We start from the raw sequence: 15,561 nt of genomic DNA, 5'->3' as shown, positions 1-15,561 counted from the left end.
TTGATCCGTCTCGACGGTTTCCATTTTGAAATAGCCGCGAGGCTATTAAGTTTCGCTTAACCCTGTTTTTGCAGCCAAACCATGGATTTGGCGAGTCTTTTTGCGGGGTCGGCATGCGCCGTCCGCAGCATTTTGTTATCAAACATTTCGCTGGAACCGGCCCGATAATTCGCCGAACCCTTCAATCAGGGCTTCGGTCCCGTCGGCTTCTGCCATCCGGGCCTGGATATCCTGCAACCATGCCAGATTGGCCTCGCTGGTGTCCTCAGCCAAGGCCGCCTCCGCGTCTTTCATTTCCCTAAGTAAGGCGTGGGTTTTCTGATGCAAGGCAACGAGTTGGCGCCAGGTCGATAAAACATCCTCGCGTGCCGCGCCGACCCTGGCGCCCCACACCGCCTGGGTCGTGACCGCCTTCTCAACCCTTTGAAGAATATGCGAAAATCCACCAGATTCGAGGTCGGCCCGCATCTTCTCGGCCTGCTCTTCGGCGTCAGGCGAATGGTGATGGTCGTTAGCGAAGGCGGCGATGACGGCGGCCCGCAGCTTGTGGGCCTCGGGATGGGCGAGCTCGAGCGCGGCGACCTCCTCCAGATGATCGTGCAGCAGCCAGGGGTGGTTGATCAGGGATTGCAGGATCAGGGCCTCGCGGCGCGAGATCGCGCTGCGCTGGCCCCGCATGATCGGGCTGTTCGCCAGCTGCGGGCTGGCCGCCTGATACGGCCCCCGCGACATCGGGACAGGGCCGCCCTTGGCGGCAAAACGGCCGCCCGATGCCGGGCCGCGGGGCGCAAACGGCCGGGGTGATTCGCCGCCGCGGCCGCCGAAATTGCCGCGGCCGTAACCGCCCCTGCCATAACCGCCGCGGCCGCCCTCCGGCGCGAACGTCCGCTGCAGGCGCTCCTGCAAGTCCTGGCGATAATAGCGCCGCACCACCTCGTCGCGGATGCCGCCCGTCAGTTCGCCGATCCGCGCCTCCAGCGCGGCGCGGCGCTCGGGCGTGGCGAAATTGCCGCCCTCGATCTCGCGTGACCAGATCATGTCGGCGAGCGGACGCGCTGCCGAAATAACCTCCTCGATCGCGCCGCGGCCGCCCGAGCGCGCGAGGTCGTCGGGATCCTGCCCTTCCGGTAGCAGCGCAAAGCGCAGGCTCTTGCCCGGCTTGAGGTTCGGCATGGCAAGATCCGCGGCCCGATAAGCCGCCTTCTGTCCGGCGCGATCGCCGTCGAAGCAGAGGATCGGCTCGTCCACCATCTTCCAGAGCAGCGCGAGCTGGTTCTCGGTCAGCGCGGTGCCGAGCGGCGCGACGGCGCCGGGAAAGCCCGACGTGACCATGGCGATGACGTCGACATAGCCTTCGACGACGATCAGCTGCGCGCCGTCATGAGCGGCCTGCCGCGCCGTGAACAGGTTGTAGAGATTGTCGCCCTTGTGAAACAGCGCGGTTTCCGGCGAGTTCAGGTACTTCGCCGGAACGTCCTTCTCCAGCGCGCGCCCGCCGAACGCGATGACCCGGCCGCGGCCATCGGTGATCGGAAACATCACGCGGTCGCGGAATCGATCGAACGGCACCGGCTTGTCCTCGCCGGCCACCAAAAGCCCCGCTTCCACCATGTCCTCGGTCGAGATGCCCTGCGCGCCGAGATGCTCCTTCAGCGCAAAACGATCCGGCGGCGCGTAGCCCATCCGGAACTGGAGCTGGGTCGCCGGGGTAATCGCACGGTCGGCGAGATAGCCACGGGCCTTGGCGCCATGGCGCGAGGCCAGCATGTCGGCAAAGAATTTTGTCGCGAGTTCCATCACGTCGTGCAGCGTGCGGCGATGCTGCTCATGCCGCGCCGCATCGACCGTCACAGCCGGCAGCGGCACACCCGCCATCGCGGCGAGGCGTTCGACCGCCTCGGGGAAAGTCACGCCCTCGGTCTTCATCAGGAAGTCGAAGATGTTGCCGTTCAGCCCGGACGAGAAGTCGAACCAGGCCTGCTTCTGGTCGTTGACAAAGAACGACGGCGTTTTCTCCTGCTGGAACGGCGACAGTCCCTTCCACTCCCGCCCGGCCTTCTTGAGCTTGACGCGCCTGCCCACGACTTCCGAAACCGGAAGCCGGGCGCGCAGCTCATCGAGGAATTCGGGCGTGAAACGCATCGTCCAGGTCGCGGGTCCAGCGTAGAATCGGACACCGATATAGTGAGCCGGCGCCCAACGTAGCAAGAATCTCCGGCTTCTCCCGCTATCCAAGTTATCCACAGTGTGGGTCCATGGATTCCGGGCTCAGCCCTTTCGGGCTGCCCCGGAATGACAGGTGGAGAGACCAACCGGCTGGCTTGCCCCGGCTGCTGTTCCGCGCTTCGATAGCGCCATGTTCACGACGTTCAGAGGCGGACAGAGCGGCGGCTGGAAAGTGATTTCCATCGCGCGGGTGAAAGGCGAGACGCTGCCGCGGGTGGCGGCGCTGTCGGTGATCGCCAGCGAGGCGATCGCGCTGCCGCTGTTGCCGTCGCAGACCGCCTGGCGGCTCGCCGGCGTCGCCAGCAATCTGCGCTACACCGAGCGAGCGGAGAAGGACAAGCTCACCGCCGTGCAGGCCGGGCTCGGCCGACCCGAGGCGACGCACGCCGCGCTGATCCCGATCAGGAAATCCGCCGCCTGGTGGGAGCTGACGCAGGAGGAGCGGCGCAAGATTTTCGAGGACAAGTCGCAGCACATCGCGGGCACCTTGCGATTCCTGCCGGCGATCGCGCGGCAGCTCTATCATTCGCGCGACCTCGGCGTGCCCTTCGACTTCCTGACCTGGTTCGAGTTCGCGCCCGAGCATGACGGCCTGTTCGACGAACTGCTCGGCGTGCTGCGCGCCACCGAAGAGTGGACCTATGTCGAGCGCGAGGTCGATATCCGCGTCGAGCGGGAAGCATAACGCGCCGCGTGATGCTGCGACTCGCCGCGCTTCAGTGCTCGAGGAATTTCCCCGACGCGATCCGCGGCAGACCGCTCACCGGCCAATTGTAGAGATAGGTCCAGGCTTCGCCTGTGCTGCCGTCGGCAAGCGTGACCGACAACATCTCCCGGATATATTCGGTCGGCGGCGGAAACCCCTCGCCGCAGGCCTCATACATGTCGAACTCGCCGAGCATGGCGTCGCGCGCGCGAAGCCGAAACAATTCGCCATGCACGATGTCGTCGGGATCGTCCGAGGTCACCAGGCCCGGATAGTGCTTGACGAGATACAGCCGGCCGCGGCACTGCGCCGCGCCGAGGAAATCGGCATTGGCCGACAGCAGCTTCGCCATCGGGTGGTCGAAGCCGCGCATCAGCGTGCCGTAGACGAAGAGAAGGTCGGAGGTCATAGCCCTCTATGTCATTGCAAGCGAAGCGAAGCAATCCATCGAGCCGCGAAATGGATTGCTTCCGCCTCGGCTTGCAAGCGGCACCAAACAGTCAGTGTCGTCCCGGCGAAAGCCGGGACCCATAACCACCGAAGGTCAACGTTTCGCAACGCTGGGGCCACACCGTCATTCTACAATCCAACCTGTGGTTATGGGTCCCGGCTTTCGCCGGGACGACGAGCATGGGGAGGCAGCACCGCTCAGAGGTGAGGATCTACTTCAACCCGCCACCACCTCATCCGTGATCACCACGAACTTCGCCAGGGTCATCCGGCCGAAGCTCGTGGTCAGTGCAACATCGGCGGCATCGCGGCCGGTTGCCATCAGGATGCGGCCGATCCGCGGGGTATTGTGGCGGGCATCGAAGGTGTACCACTGGCCCGACAGATAGACCTCGAACCAGCCGGAAAAATCCATCGGCGCCGGATCGCGCGGCACGCCGATGTCGCCGAGATAGCCGGTGCAGTAGCGCGCCGGGATGCCCATGCAGCGGCAGAAGGTGAGCGCGAGATGCGCAAAGTCGCGGCAGACGCCGGCGCGGCTCTCGTAGACGTCATGCGCCGACTTCATGTGATGGGCGTGCTGATAGCCGAATGAGACGTGGTCGTGCACGAACGCGGTGATTGCCTGCACCCGCGCCCAGCCCGGCGGCGTGGCGCCGAACAGCGACCAGGCGATATCGGTCAGCTTGTCGGTCTCGCAATAGCGGCTCGGCATCAGATAGAGCATCATGTCGTCGGGCAATTGCTCGATCGCGACCTGCTGCGCCGCCGGATTGACGGCGTCAGGCAGGCCGGAATCACGCAGCAGCGCACTGCCGCGGAACGTGACGCCGCCGGCCGGCGCGACCAGCCGTCCGCACACATTGCCGAAGCCGTCGCGGTAGAAACCGATCGGGACATCGGGCTCGGTCACGATCGTCTCGGTGCCGACGATGTCGGCGTAGCGCGAGGGATGGATCGACAACATGATCACCATCGGCGTCGGCTGCGGAGCCGTATAGGCGATCTCGAAGCCGACCTTGATCTGCATCGTCAGGCGGTCTCCCGTTCAGCATCCGTCGCAGCCGAAACCACGTCAATATCGACATCCATGCGAACGAACGCGTCGGCCGCGCCGAGATAGACGCCGTGCAGCGGGATCGCCTGGCGCGGATCGCGGGCGACCGCGACGCGGATCAGGTCGCGGGTGCCGACGATGCCGTTGGTCGGATCGAACTCGATCCAGCCGGCGCTTGGCAGGTAGACCTGCACCCAGGCGTGAGTCGAGCCGCCGCCGACATAGCCATGCGCGCCGTCCGACGGCATCGCCAGATAGCCGGAGACGAAGCGTGCCGCGATGCCGAGCCGGCGCAGCGCCTCGATCATGAACAGCGCATAATCGCGGCAGGTGCCCGACTTGGTCTGCAGCGTGTCGAGCGGATGCTGGGTGCCGTGCTCGTGGCGCTTGCGATAGCGGAAGCTCTCGCGGATGTGATGCGTCATGCCGCTCAGGATGTTGAATGTCGGCGTCGGCGCATCGGCGTCGAGGAAGCGCAGCGCCCAGGCCGACAATTCGCCGTTCGGATCGCCATATTGCGGCGTGATGAACTGCTGCAGATCGGGGAATTCCTCGTCGTCATAGAGGAACGGATAGAAATAGGCGGGATCGTCCGGCGTCAGCGCGAACTTCTCGGCGGGGTCGTGCTGCACCGTCGCTGTCGACACGAACGACAGCGTGTCCGCGCGCTCGTCGAAGGTCGCGATCGCCACGCTGTTGCCGAACACGTCGTGGATCCAGCGCAGCGACATCGGCTGCGGATCGATCACGAGCTCGCTCTTGAGCACGCGCAGATCGTGGCCGTCGCGCGGGCGCAGCATGATGCGGTGCTCGCCGAACGCCACCGGGCGCGTATAGCGGTAAACGGTCTTGTGATGGATGGTCAGCAGCGGCATCGTCAAACAATCATCGTGATTCTGGATGAGATAATCTATAGAGGGTGCTGCTCGATTCCAGATCAGCATGCCGCTTGAATAGGCAAAGTTGAGGAAAAAGCCTGTTGAACTACGCTGGTGGTCCATCCGTCCTGCTCGCAAGCACCGATGCTTCACCGGTTCTCGAACATAATTCCGGCGGCCGCTCGCCGTTCCTTTTGACCTGCGACCATTACGGGCGGCTGATCCCGGCGCCGCTCGGCGACCTCGGCCTGCCCGAGAGCGAGCTCACACGCCACATCGCCTGGGACATCGGCATCGCCGGCGTCGCGACGCAGCTCGCCGACCGGCTCGACGCCCACCTGGTGGCGCAGCGCTATTCGCGGCTGGTGATCGACTGCAACCGTCCGCCGCATGTCGCAAGCTCGATCCCGCTGATCAGCGAGGCCACCACCGTGCCCGGCAATGAAGGCCTGTCGCGCGAGGACGCCGAGACGCGCCGCGCACAGATCTTCGATCCCTATCACCGCCGCATCGACGAGATCATCGACCAGCGTCGGCGCGAGGGCATGCCGACGGTGCTGGTGTCGCTGCACAGCTTCACGCCGGTCTATGCCGGCATCGCGCGGCCGTGGCACATCGGCACGCTCTATCACCGCGACACCGTGCTGCCGCCGCTGCTGCTGAGACATCTGCGCAGCGAGGGCGATCTCGTGGTCGGCGACAACGAGCCCTATGCGGTGAGCGACGAGACCGACTACACGATCCCGGTGCACGGCGAGCAGCGCGGCCTGATGAATTCCGGCATCGAAATCCGCCAGGACCTGATCTCCGACCAGGCCGGCGAGACCGCCTGGGCCGAGCGGCTGGCGCGCATCCTCGGCGAGATCGAGACGACGCTGCGCAAGCAGGCGGTGATTTAGACGCGGCGCGCCGGTCAGCCCAGAGAGACGCCCGCCTTTGCGCGGCTTAATCCGAGGGTCAGGATCCGATGCAGCAGCTTCGGGTAAGCAAGCCCGTCATGCTGCGCCGCCGTGGCGAACTCCTGGCTCTTCGCAATCTCGGGATTCGGATTGGCTTCGATGAAGTAGGCGGTGCCGTCGGCGGAGAGACGAAAGTCGATGCGCGCATAGCCATCGAGCCCCAAGGCCCGGTAGATGCGTTTCGCGATTCGCTGGATGCTGGCGGAGACCTCCGGCGCCAGGTCCTTGGCGGGCCCGTCGACGATGCCGACGCGTTCCTGATAGCTGGTGTCGTGCTTGGCTTTTTCGGTGGCGATGTGCCGCGCGCGCGGGCCGCCCATGCTGCCGAATTTCAGTTCCCAGACCGGCAGCGCGCGCAGCCGGTTGTTGCCGATGACGCCGACATAGAGCTCGCGCCCCTCGATATATTGCTCGGCGATCGCGGCCGTTCCGATCCGCTCGTGAATGAAGGCGACGCGCTCGGCGAGCTTCTCGTCGGTATCGACGATGGAGGCCTGCGAGATGCCGAAGGAGCCGTCCATGTGGAGGCTCTTGACGATCAGCGGCAGCGCCAGCCGCGGCGGCCGCTTGACTTTGCGGCGCATCGGAAACACCGCGAAGGCCGGCACCGCGATGCGGCGATGATGCACCAGCGCCTTGGACAGGTCCTTGCCGCGCGCCAGGATCAGGCCGCGCGGATTGCACCCGGTGTAGGGAATCCGCATCAGCTCGAGGAAGCTCGCGATGTGCTGGTCATACACCACCTCGTAGTGGAACTCCTCCAGCAAGGTGAACACCACATGCGGCTTGAAATCGTCGATCGCCTCGCGGACCGGCTTGATTTCCTCCTGCACGCCGAGCGGACGCACCTCGTGGCCGGCCGCGCGCAAGGTGCTGACGACGTCGTATTCGGTCTTCCACGCGTTGATCTCCTGCGCGCTGTATCCGTCGCTCGAATCCGGCGGCACGAAGTCAGGATGCATCAGCACCAGAACACGAAGCCGCCTCATAGCGCGATCCACTTCCGCCGCGACGGACCGAACAGCGCGTGCATGGTCTTAGCGGTCAAAAGGATGGTGAAGTTGGTCACGAGCTTGTGCTCGGGGCCCACGGCGCGCAGATTGAGCTCGCGGCAACGGGAGATCATGTCGTCAAGCACCGCATCGAGCGTCAGCTGGTTTTCGCCGGTCCATTGCGCGACCAGCTCCCTGATCCGAGCGCGGTGGCGCCGGATGAAGCTTGCCGCCGTCGGCGAGCGCAGATGCCGGGGATCGGCGGAGAACAGCCGGGACAGATCGCGGTCGTAGGTCTTCGGCGGATTGAAGGCGTAGAACGCCTGCTTCTTCTTGTAGTGCTCGCCAAGCGTCTGGCTGAGGCTGTGCAGCGGATCGACGCGCTCCCGGTTCATGAGCGGCGGCCGCTTCCCGGCGATCTCAGCCATCAGCTCGTCGACATATTCGAGCTTCTTCAGCGCCGGCCAACCGGCATACCGCGTCCGCCAGTTCGAGCGCGGCCGCAGCCACACCGCAAAGGTTTCGGCGAAATCCTCGTCCGGATGGCTTTGCGCGTACCACAGCCGCAAATGCTGGACATAGTTCCGGCTGGCCGGATTGGGCCGGTAGTAGCGCGGGTAGTGCTTCGACGACGGACCGAACAATTGCTGCCAGCGCCGGCGGCGTTGCAGCTGGTAGCCGTGCTGCATGGCGTGGCCGGCCTCATGACGGAGGATGGCCATGCACTGGGGCCACGTGCCGCCCTCGACGTCGAGCATCATCTTCTTCTCGAGCTTCATCAAGCGGGGATGGGTGAGATAGAACGGGATGGCGATGCCGGGCACATTCGCCGGACTGAACCATTCGCTCGATATCCATGCGTGCGGCCGCAGCCGGATGCCGCGCTCCTCGAGCTCTTCATGGAGCGTGCCGAGACAGTCCTCGAGCCAGGTGCCTTCGACCGTAACCCTCAGACTGCTGAGGCGCTGCTCAAGCAGCTGCGCATCCGACAGCTTCTCCCAGGCAAATTTCCGTTGCGGCATGGGTCTCCAGAAACATCACTAACTCGTTATGGTGTCACAGGTTGCAGCCGGTCACAACGGCCGACGCCAGCGCCGCTAGCCGCGGAACGGCGCCAGCAGTGCGTGCGGATCGGTTTGCAGGTCGGGATGCCGGCGCAGATGCTCCAGCATGAACTTGACGAACGCCCGGACCCGCGCCGGCACGCCCTTGCGGCTCGGATAGTGCAGGGAGACCTCGAAGCCGGGCCAGATCCAGTCCGGCAGCACGAGTTTGAGCTCTCCGCTCCGCAGCAGCGGCAGCACCCGCGGCAGCGGCGCGTAGGCCAGTCCCTGCCCGTGAACGGCGGCGGTGATCAGCGCCGTGAGATCGTTGGAGACGAGGTTGCCATGCACCTGTGGCGTGATCCGCTCGTCACCGCGGACGAGGGTCCAGTCGATCAGGCGGCCGGAGCCGCGATGGCGGAGCCGCAGGCAGTTATGCGCCTCGAGACCGGACGGCGCCTGCGGCGGCGGCTGGCGCGCCAGATAGTCGGGCGAGCCGCACACCACGAACGGCAGCATGGCGATCCGCCGCGCCACCACGCTGGCATGCTCGACGCGGCCGGCGCGGAAGCCGACGTCGTAGCCCTGCCCGATCATGTCGGTGACGGTGTCGTCGAGATCGAGTTCGATCTCGACGTTGGGGTAAACCCGGGCGAAGGCGGCGATCAGCGGCTGCACGTAGCTCTGGGTGAACGGCGCGACCCCGGTGACGCGCACCACGCCGGTCATGGCGCTGGCCCGCTCGCGCGCCGCGCTGCGGGCGTCCTCCAGTTCGCGCAACGGATCGGCGCAGCGCTCGTAGAACAGCCGGCCTTCCCGGGTGACGCCGAGTTTGCGGGTCGAGCGCTGCAGCAGCCGGACGCCGAGCTCGCGCTCGAGCCGGACGACGTTCTTGCTGACCGCGACCGGCGTGATGCCGAGCTCGCGTGCGGCCGCAACGAAGCTGCCCGATGACACCGTCTTCACGAAGCTCAGCACTCCGCGCATGCTGTCGGTCGCCATGGATTACAAACTCCAGGTTTGCACTGAGCATAGCACGGCGGGCGTAGTCGTCACCGCCCGATGCCTCGACAATGTGTCGCGCGACGGCTTCGCCGCCGGCGAGAGGAGAGCCACCCGTGTTCCAGTCCAGCTATTCTCTGTTCGACCTGATCCCTGCCGTGATCAGCGCCTGCGTGCTGTGCTTTGCACTCGACCTCTGGCGCCGGGCGGCAGAGGCGTCGCGCGGGGACGGTCGGCCGGTGGCACTCGGCGCGATCCTCGCCGCCTGGGCGGGATTGGCGCTGCTCGCGACACACATTCCCGCCTTCGGCGGCTTCATAGGATTGACGCCGGGACTGCAGCCCATGTTGCTGCTCGCCGCAATCACAGCTCCGGTCGTGGCGGCGTGGCGCGCGAGCGGCCGCAGGATCTTCGACAGCATCCCGCTCGCCTCGCTGCTGACCTTTTTCTACTGGCGCGCGGTGTTCGGCGCGCTGCTGCTGGCCGCCGGCGCCGTCGGACGGCTGCCGGCCGACTTCGCCATCTCCGCCGGTCTCGGCGACATCGCCGTGACGCTGCTGATGGTGGTCGTTCTGGCGATGCGGACGGCCTCCGGCGGCGTGGCGCGCGGACCCGTGCTGCTCTGGAACACGATCGGCTTCGCCGATCTGATCAATGTGCTGATCAGCGCCGCGCTGGTGGTACGGCCGTGGGCGGAGCAGCGCGGACTGCCCGGCCAGTTCGGCCTGCAATTGTTCGGGGTGCCGATCTTCATTGCCCTCCACATCCTGATCTTCGGCAGGCTGTGGCGCGAGCGGCGGGCCGCGTCGCGCGCACTGGCGGTCTGATCAGGCTGGCGAGCCGCTTGCGCCGGTCAATTGGGCTGCCGCCGCCAGACGAAGACGAGATACAGCAGCACGGGCAGGCCGAGCGCTCCCCAGGAGACGGCGTCCCACCAGCCGTCACCGATCAGCGCGCTGATCAATCCCACCGTGCTGAGGATCGCGATGACGAGCGGGGCCGCGAAGATCTGGGCCAAAGAGCGGTGCGAGATCATTCTGCGGCGTCACGACGAGGAGTATCGATGGCCGCGGCATTGGCGATGGCGCGTTCCTGGCTGACGCCCGCCTTGCGCCGGCGCCACCATAAATAGAGCCCGGTGACCAGGATGAAGATGGTCAGAATGTCGAGCAGCGCCCAGACGATCTTCAGCGGCATGCCGCCATAGTCGCCGAAATGCAGCGGCTGGGAGACGAACAGCGTCAGCACGTACCAGGGCATGTCGCGGCTGTCGGTCAGCTTGCCGGTCTCCGCATCGATCAGCGCCGGCCTCAGCAGCCGCGAGGTCAGCGGAGTGTCGCCATGCATGAACACGGCATAGTGGCTCTTGCTGCTGAAGGTGGTTCCGGGAAACGCGACGAAGCTCGGCGTCATGCCGGGCATCGCCTGCGAGGCCACCTCCACCGCCGCATTGACCGAGGTCAGCTTCGTCGGCACCGGCCGGTCGCGGTATTGCGCGGTCATCTCGGCGAGCTGGCCGAACTGCCACATCTTCAGCACGAGATCAGCCCAGGTGTTGATCACCCCGGTGAAGCCGACCACCAGCGTCCAGGCGACGAGCAGGATGCCGGCGAGATTGTGCACGTCGAGCCAGCGCACGACGCGCGTCCGCTTCGCCCGATAGGTGCCGAAGCGCAGCTTACGCATCGAGGGCGCGTAGACGACGATTCCCGAAATGATCGCGACGCAGAACAGGATCCCCATCAGGCCGAGGAACAGTTTGCCGGGCAGGCCCGCGAACATGTCGGTGTGCAGCTTCAGCATGATGAAGGTGAAGCGCGTGGTGAAATCGGGCGCATCGAGATAGCTGCCGGTGTGGGTATCCATCCGGACCAGGAGGTTCTTGGTCGGATCGGCATCGATGGTGGGGCCGACGCTGACGAACATCGCGTTCGGATCGTCGCGATCCCAGATCAAAAAGTGCGGCACCTTCCCCGGCTGCTGCGCCATCGCATTGGCGAGCAATCGATCGAGATTGGCGCGCGGCGTGCCGGCCGGCACCTCCGCCGGCTTGACCTGGTCGTGCAGTAGCTCGTCGATCTGCTCGTGGAAGATCAGCGGCAGGCCGGTGACGCAGAGCAGCAGCATGAACAGGGTGCAGATCAGGCTGGTCCATTTGTGGACCGCGCCCCAGCGCCGCAAGGATGTCGTCGTCGCAGTCAACTGAATTGCCTAAACCGCCTGGCGCCTGGCCGTGTCGTGGCCGGCATGGATCGCCGTCACTAACATGATGGACTCCGCAGGCAGCGGTTTCGCGGTTTAGAACACGTCCAAGATTGGGCTTATCGCGGCAGGTGTGGCGAGCCCGCAACGAGACGCCGTAGGTTGCGGCAATCTGCTCCGGACTTTTTGAACGTTTCTAAGAGACGGCTGGGAGCTGCTTCAGGCCGCCACGCGCCCGGCCTGCCAGAGCGCGAGCGCCTCCTCGCGCGCGATGCCGCGGGTGATGAACACGATGCGCGAGCGGCGGTCGGCGTCGGGCCATTGCGCCAGCGCGACCGGCGGATGGAACACGTGATGGACGCCGTGGATCGCGACCGGCGCGGCTTCATCGCGCAGGTTGAGGATGCCCTTGACCCGCAGCAGGTCCTCGCCGCGGACGTGGCGCAGATGCGCCAGCCAGCGCGACACCGCCATCCAGTCGAGCGGCTCGTCGAACGTCAGCATGAAGCTGGTGATCGACGCATCATGACTGTGATGGGCGTGATCGTGTCCCTCGTGATGGGTGTGCGCGCCGTGCCCGTGCGCTGCCTCGCCGGATGCTGCAAAGGCCTTCTCGTTGAGCCAGCGGGCGACATCGGCGGTCTTGCGCTCGGGATCGACCAGGGCGGCGCCGAACAGCCGGGCCGGATCGATCTCGCCGTTGGTCACATGTTCGATGGTGGCGCCGGGGTTGAGCCGGTGCAGCCGCGCCTGCAATGCGTCGATGTCCGCGGCCAGGTCGCGCTTGGTGACCAGCAACCGGTCGGCCAGCGCCACCTGCTTGATCGCTTCGTACTGGCGATCGAGCTGATGCTGTGCGTTGACGGCGTCGACCGTCGTCACCACCGCGTCGAGCCGCAGGAAATGCGAGACCAGCGGATTGTTCAGCAGCAGCTGCACGATCGGCGCGGGATCCGCCAGACCCGTGGTCTCGATCAGGATGCGGCGAAACGGCGGCACCTCGCCGCGGTCGCGCCGCACCAGCAGCGTGCGCAGCGTCTCCTCGAGGTCGCTGCGCACCGTGCAGCAGATGCAGCCGCTCGCCAGCACCGCCACCTCGCCGTCGATGCGCTCGACGAGAAGATGGTCGAGACCGACCTCGCCGTACTCGTTGATGATGACGGCGCTGTTCTTCATGCCGTCGTGGCGCAGCAGGCGATTGAGCAGCGTGGTCTTGCCGCTGCCGAGGAAGCCGGTGATCAGCGATACCGGAAGCCGCTCGGCGGATTTGTCGTGCTCGAACAGGCTCATCGGCGCGTCCTCGTCCCTGCTGTCGTATTTTTGTCGCTGGACAACAGCCTAGCGGAGGTGGAGCATGGCGAAAACAATTTTGAGCCCGGCATTGTCCGGGCCACAACCTGGGAGGGTGCAATGCAAAATGATATCAAGGGTGGCGACGCCAGGACCGGTGAACGGGATATCACGAGCGGCGAGCCGGCCGGGATGACCACCGATCGGCGGACCCTGCTCCGCACCGCCGGCCTCGCCGGCGCGGCAGGCGCGGCGCTCGCCGGCGCCATGCACGGCAAGTTCTCGCTCGCGCCGATCAGCGAAGCCCAGGCGCAGACCGCCACCGCGATGCCGAAGGGAACGGACAAGCCGTGGTGGCCCTCCAAATGGGGCAAGGATGACGAGGCCGGTGCCTCCAACCACATGACGCCGGAGAAGGTCCTCGACGCCGTGAAGTGGATCAAGGAAGGCAAGATCTACAAGATCGGCCGCGTCTACGAGCAGGGCATGCCGCTGTTCGGCGCGCGCGCGTTCTCGCTGCGCATTCCGGGCGGCCCGACCGGCGGCCCGTTCGGCGACAACAAGATGGTCTACAATGACGAGTTCCTCGCCACCGAGATCGGCCAGACCGGCACGCAGTTCGACGGCCTCGGCCACATCGGCATCCAGCTCGGCAAGCCCGGCGACAAGAACGAGATGCGGTTCTACAACGGCCATACCGCCGAGGAGATGTGCGATGCCTACGGCCTGAAGAAGCTCGGCATCGAAAAGCTCAAGCCGCTGTTCACCCGCGCCCATCTGATCGACATGGTCGCGCTGAAGGCCGGCATGATGGATGCCGGCCAGGAAATCACCGCGGCCGACATCAAGGCGGCGCTGCAGAAGCAGAACATCGACGAGAGCGACATCAAGCCGGGCGACGCGATCCTGTTCCATACCGGCTGGGGCTCGCTCTGGATGAAGAACAATGATCGCTTCAACAGCGGCGAGCCGGGCATCGGCCTCGACGCCGCGAAATGGGTGATCGAGAAGGATCTCGCGCTGACGGGCGCCGACACCTGGGCGGTGGAGGTGGTGCCCAATCCCGACAAGTCGCTGGCCTTCGCGGTGCACTCCGAGCTGCAGACCAAGCACGGCATCCTCAACCACGAGAACCTGATCTTCGATGAGCTGATCGCGGCGAAGAAGTACCAATTCGTGTACAGCTTCACGCCGTCGCCGATCAAAGGCGCGACCGGCAGCAACGGCTGCCCGATCGCGATCACCTGACACGCGCGCGTGGGCGGCACGATGCCGCCCACACCCCTCACCTATTGCGCGGTCCAGCCGCCATCGACTGAGATCGCCGTTCCCGTGATTTGATCCGCCGCGCCCGAGCACAGGAAGGCGACGGTGCCGCCGAGTTGCGCAGGCGACACGAACTGCAGCGACGGCTGCTTCTCGGCCAGCAGCTCCCGCGTCGCGTCCTCCTTGCTGATGCCGTTGGTAAGCTCCAGGTTTGTCGGCGGTCGGCGGACCGCGCTTCGGCGCAGAAGCGCGGCCCGTTTCGCGTGCAGCGTCTAGAAGAAGGCGCTTACGTCGGTCACACGCTCCGGATCGGCCGATGCCAGCGCGGCGGCACGCTCGGCCTGCGGCGGATAGATCCAGACCGTGTTGATCTCCTGCTTGGTCTTCTTGGCGACGTCGCCGACCATCGTCACCTCGCGCTCCCAGCCGCGCGTGAACAGCGCGCCGGCTTCGCCGAGATCGAGGCAGGTGACGTAGCCCTTCTGGTGATAGGGCTTGGTCGGAACGCCCAACAGCTCGGCCGCGGCGTTGTTGCCGGCAAAGGCGCCCATCCGCGTGGCGTGCTGGCACGACATCAGCGCGTAATTGCCGGCATCGTCGCACGCGGCCCTGGCGGCATCGCCGGTCGCGAACACGTCGGCGACCCCGGGCACGCGCAGGTCGCGATCGACCAGTAGGCGGCCGAAATTGTCGCGTTCGGCCGGGATCTGCGCGGTCAGCGGCGCGGCGCGGATGCCGGCGGCCCAGATCACGGTCGCGGCTTCGATATGCTCGCCGTTCGAGAGCGTGACGCCGGACTTGCTCACCTCGGCGACGCCGGCGCCGAAGCGGCCCTCGACCCCGAGCTTGCGCATCGCATCCTCGATGATCGGGCGCGGGCCCGCACCCATGTCGGGCGCGATCGCGGCGCCGCGATCGACGATGATGACGCGCGGCTTGACGTCGTTGCCGAGGATGGCGCGAAGCCGTGACGGCATCTCGGTTGCCGCCTCGATGCCGGTGAAGCCGCCGCCGGCCACCACGACCGTGTTGCGCACCGCCGACTGCGGCTGTTTGGCGAGCCCATGCAGATGCCTGTCGAGCGCGACCGCGTCCGCGAGACTGTCGACGCTGAAGCCATGTTCGGCGAGACCCGGCAAGTTCGGACGGAACAGCCGGCTGCCGGTGGCCACGACTAGCCGGTCATAGGGCAGCGTCTTGCGCGCGTCCTTGTTGGTCACGATCTGCACGGTGCGTGCCTTGGTGTCGACAGCCTCGGCGCTGCCCTGCACGTAGACGACGTCGATCGCGTTGAAGACGTCGAGCAGCGGTGCCGTCAGCGTCTCCGGCTTCGGCTCGTAGAGCCGCGGGCGGACCACCAGCGTCGGCTCCGGCGCCACCAGCGCGATTTCGAGATCTTCGGGCGACACCCCCCGGATGTCGCGCAGGCGGGCGGCGGAAAGAGCGGCGTACATGCCGGCGAAGCCGGCCCCAATGATAACAAGTCGCAT

The 15,561-nt window shown here is 66.0% G+C and carries 16 protein-coding genes; 4 read left to right on the top strand and 12 right to left on the bottom strand.

Annotation, left to right across the window (positions count from 1 at the left end):
* Positions 1-138: 138 nt before the first annotated feature.
* Positions 139-2,142 carry a DNA primase gene (dnaG, locus tag J6500_RS11390; protein WP_225712786.1) on the bottom strand — a complete coding sequence of 668 codons (2,004 nt, stop codon included), beginning with the start codon at positions 2,140-2,142 and terminating at the stop codon, positions 139-141.
* A 214-nt stretch (positions 2,143-2,356) separates the two neighbouring features.
* Between dnaG and J6500_RS11385 the strand changes: the two genes are divergently transcribed.
* Complete coding sequence (locus J6500_RS11385) at positions 2,357-2,911, top strand: chlorite dismutase family protein (RefSeq protein ID WP_225712785.1); 555 nt, start codon at positions 2,357-2,359, stop codon at positions 2,909-2,911.
* 31 nt (positions 2,912-2,942) lie between these two features.
* Here J6500_RS11385 and J6500_RS11380 read toward each other — a convergent pair whose 3' ends face one another.
* The 3 genes from J6500_RS11380 to J6500_RS11370 all read right to left on the bottom strand — a co-directional run bounded on the left by J6500_RS11380 (position 2,943) and on the right by J6500_RS11370 (position 5,314).
* Positions 2,943-3,341 (bottom strand): gamma-glutamylcyclotransferase family protein, encoded by a 399-nt coding sequence (locus J6500_RS11380; RefSeq protein WP_225712784.1) that lies wholly within the window; start codon positions 3,339-3,341, stop codon positions 2,943-2,945.
* Between the two features lie 258 nt (positions 3,342-3,599).
* A complete protein-coding gene (locus tag J6500_RS11375; RefSeq protein ID WP_225712783.1) occupies positions 3,600-4,412 on the bottom strand; it encodes a transglutaminase-like domain-containing protein in 813 nt (270 codons plus the stop codon).
* Between the two features lie 2 nt (positions 4,413-4,414).
* On the bottom strand, positions 4,415-5,314 hold the full coding sequence (locus J6500_RS11370) for a transglutaminase family protein (RefSeq protein WP_225712782.1): 900 nt from the start codon (positions 5,312-5,314) through the stop codon (positions 4,415-4,417).
* A gap of 104 nt (positions 5,315-5,418) precedes the next feature.
* On the opposite strand from J6500_RS11370, the gene J6500_RS11365 reads away from it, so the two are divergent.
* Entirely contained in the window at positions 5,419-6,216 is a 798-nt protein-coding gene (locus tag J6500_RS11365) for an N-formylglutamate amidohydrolase (RefSeq protein WP_225712781.1), read from the top strand.
* A 14-nt stretch (positions 6,217-6,230) separates the two neighbouring features.
* Here J6500_RS11365 and J6500_RS11360 read toward each other — a convergent pair whose 3' ends face one another.
* From J6500_RS11360 to J6500_RS11350, 3 genes are all read right to left on the bottom strand, one after another.
* Positions 6,231-7,265, bottom strand: coding sequence for a D-alanine--D-alanine ligase family protein (locus J6500_RS11360; RefSeq protein WP_225712780.1), 1,035 nt, complete (start codon positions 7,263-7,265; stop codon positions 6,231-6,233).
* Positions 7,262-8,290, bottom strand: coding sequence for a putative zinc-binding metallopeptidase (locus J6500_RS11355; protein WP_225712779.1), 1,029 nt, complete (start codon positions 8,288-8,290; stop codon positions 7,262-7,264). Before J6500_RS11355 ends, J6500_RS11360 begins: the two co-directional genes overlap by 4 nt.
* 75 nt (positions 8,291-8,365) lie before the next feature.
* On the bottom strand, positions 8,366-9,313 hold the full coding sequence (locus J6500_RS11350; protein ID WP_225712778.1) for a LysR family transcriptional regulator: 948 nt from the start codon (positions 9,311-9,313) through the stop codon (positions 8,366-8,368).
* A gap of 116 nt (positions 9,314-9,429) precedes the next feature.
* On the opposite strand from J6500_RS11350, the gene J6500_RS11345 reads away from it, so the two are divergent.
* Positions 9,430-10,140 carry a DUF8737 domain-containing protein gene (locus J6500_RS11345; RefSeq protein WP_225712777.1) on the top strand — a complete coding sequence of 237 codons (711 nt, stop codon included), beginning with the start codon at positions 9,430-9,432 and terminating at the stop codon, positions 10,138-10,140.
* Positions 10,141-10,166: 26 nt separating this feature from the next.
* On the opposite strand, the gene J6500_RS11340 is transcribed toward J6500_RS11345, so the two are convergent.
* The 3 genes from J6500_RS11340 to J6500_RS11330 all read right to left on the bottom strand — a co-directional run bounded on the left by J6500_RS11340 (position 10,167) and on the right by J6500_RS11330 (position 12,805).
* On the bottom strand, positions 10,167-10,349 hold the full coding sequence (locus J6500_RS11340; RefSeq protein ID WP_225712776.1) for a hypothetical protein: 183 nt from the start codon (positions 10,347-10,349) through the stop codon (positions 10,167-10,169).
* Positions 10,346-11,515: a PepSY-associated TM helix domain-containing protein gene (locus J6500_RS11335; protein WP_225712775.1), complete on the bottom strand. Its 1,170-nt coding sequence runs from the start codon at positions 11,513-11,515 to the stop codon at positions 10,346-10,348. The genes J6500_RS11340 and J6500_RS11335 overlap by 4 nt, the downstream gene beginning before the upstream one ends.
* A gap of 219 nt (positions 11,516-11,734) precedes the next feature.
* Positions 11,735-12,805: a CobW family GTP-binding protein gene (locus tag J6500_RS11330; protein WP_225712774.1), complete on the bottom strand. Its 1,071-nt coding sequence runs from the start codon at positions 12,803-12,805 to the stop codon at positions 11,735-11,737.
* A gap of 120 nt (positions 12,806-12,925) precedes the next feature.
* Between J6500_RS11330 and J6500_RS11325 the strand changes: the two genes are divergently transcribed.
* The gene (locus J6500_RS11325) at positions 12,926-14,053 is read left to right on the top strand and encodes a cyclase family protein (protein ID WP_225712773.1); all 1,128 of its coding nucleotides are present in this window, start codon (positions 12,926-12,928) and stop codon (positions 14,051-14,053) included.
* A 41-nt stretch (positions 14,054-14,094) separates the two neighbouring features.
* Here the strand turns inward: J6500_RS11325 and J6500_RS11320 are convergent, their stop codons facing one another.
* Both J6500_RS11320 and J6500_RS11315 read right to left on the bottom strand, forming a co-directional pair.
* On the bottom strand, positions 14,095-14,316 hold the full coding sequence (locus J6500_RS11320) for an SDR family oxidoreductase (RefSeq protein WP_283842906.1): 222 nt from the start codon (positions 14,314-14,316) through the stop codon (positions 14,095-14,097).
* A 27-nt stretch (positions 14,317-14,343) separates the two neighbouring features.
* Positions 14,344-15,561 (bottom strand): NAD(P)/FAD-dependent oxidoreductase, encoded by a 1,218-nt coding sequence (locus J6500_RS11315; protein ID WP_225712772.1) that lies wholly within the window; start codon positions 15,559-15,561, stop codon positions 14,344-14,346.

This window comes from Bradyrhizobium semiaridum, from assembly GCF_020329505.1.
GTDB classification, from domain to species: domain Bacteria; phylum Pseudomonadota; class Alphaproteobacteria; order Rhizobiales; family Xanthobacteraceae; genus Bradyrhizobium; species Bradyrhizobium semiaridum.
The sequence above is the reverse complement of the archived record's forward strand: the minus strand, read 5'-3'. Positions and strand labels throughout refer to the sequence as shown.

Bases quoted from the DNA above. Each gene is read 5' to 3' on its own strand.
- J6500_RS11380 (WP_225712784.1), bottom strand. From the start codon at position 3,341: ATGACCTCCGACCTTCTCTTCGTCTACGGCACGCTGATGCGCGGCTTC.
- J6500_RS11315 (WP_225712772.1), bottom strand. From the start codon at position 15,561: ATGCGACTTGTTATCATTGGGGCCGGCTTCGCCGGCATGTACGCCGCT.
- J6500_RS11355 (WP_225712779.1), bottom strand. From the start codon at position 8,290: ATGCCGCAACGGAAATTTGCCTGGGAGAAGCTGTCGGATGCGCAGCTG.
- J6500_RS11360 (WP_225712780.1), bottom strand. From the start codon at position 7,265: ATGAGGCGGCTTCGTGTTCTGGTGCTGATGCATCCTGACTTCGTGCCG.
- J6500_RS11325 (WP_225712773.1), top strand. From the start codon at position 12,926: ATGCAAAATGATATCAAGGGTGGCGACGCCAGGACCGGTGAACGGGAT.
- J6500_RS11350 (WP_225712778.1), bottom strand. From the start codon at position 9,313: ATGGCGACCGACAGCATGCGCGGAGTGCTGAGCTTCGTGAAGACGGTG.
- J6500_RS11385 (WP_225712785.1), top strand. From the start codon at position 2,357: ATGTTCACGACGTTCAGAGGCGGACAGAGCGGCGGCTGGAAAGTGATT.
- J6500_RS11340 (WP_225712776.1), bottom strand. From the start codon at position 10,349: ATGATCTCGCACCGCTCTTTGGCCCAGATCTTCGCGGCCCCGCTCGTC.
- J6500_RS11370 (WP_225712782.1), bottom strand. From the start codon at position 5,314: ATGCCGCTGCTGACCATCCATCACAAGACCGTTTACCGCTATACGCGC.
- J6500_RS11375 (WP_225712783.1), bottom strand. From the start codon at position 4,412: ATGCAGATCAAGGTCGGCTTCGAGATCGCCTATACGGCTCCGCAGCCG.
- dnaG (WP_225712786.1), bottom strand. From the start codon at position 2,142: ATGCGTTTCACGCCCGAATTCCTCGATGAGCTGCGCGCCCGGCTTCCG.
- J6500_RS11330 (WP_225712774.1), bottom strand. From the start codon at position 12,805: ATGAGCCTGTTCGAGCACGACAAATCCGCCGAGCGGCTTCCGGTATCG.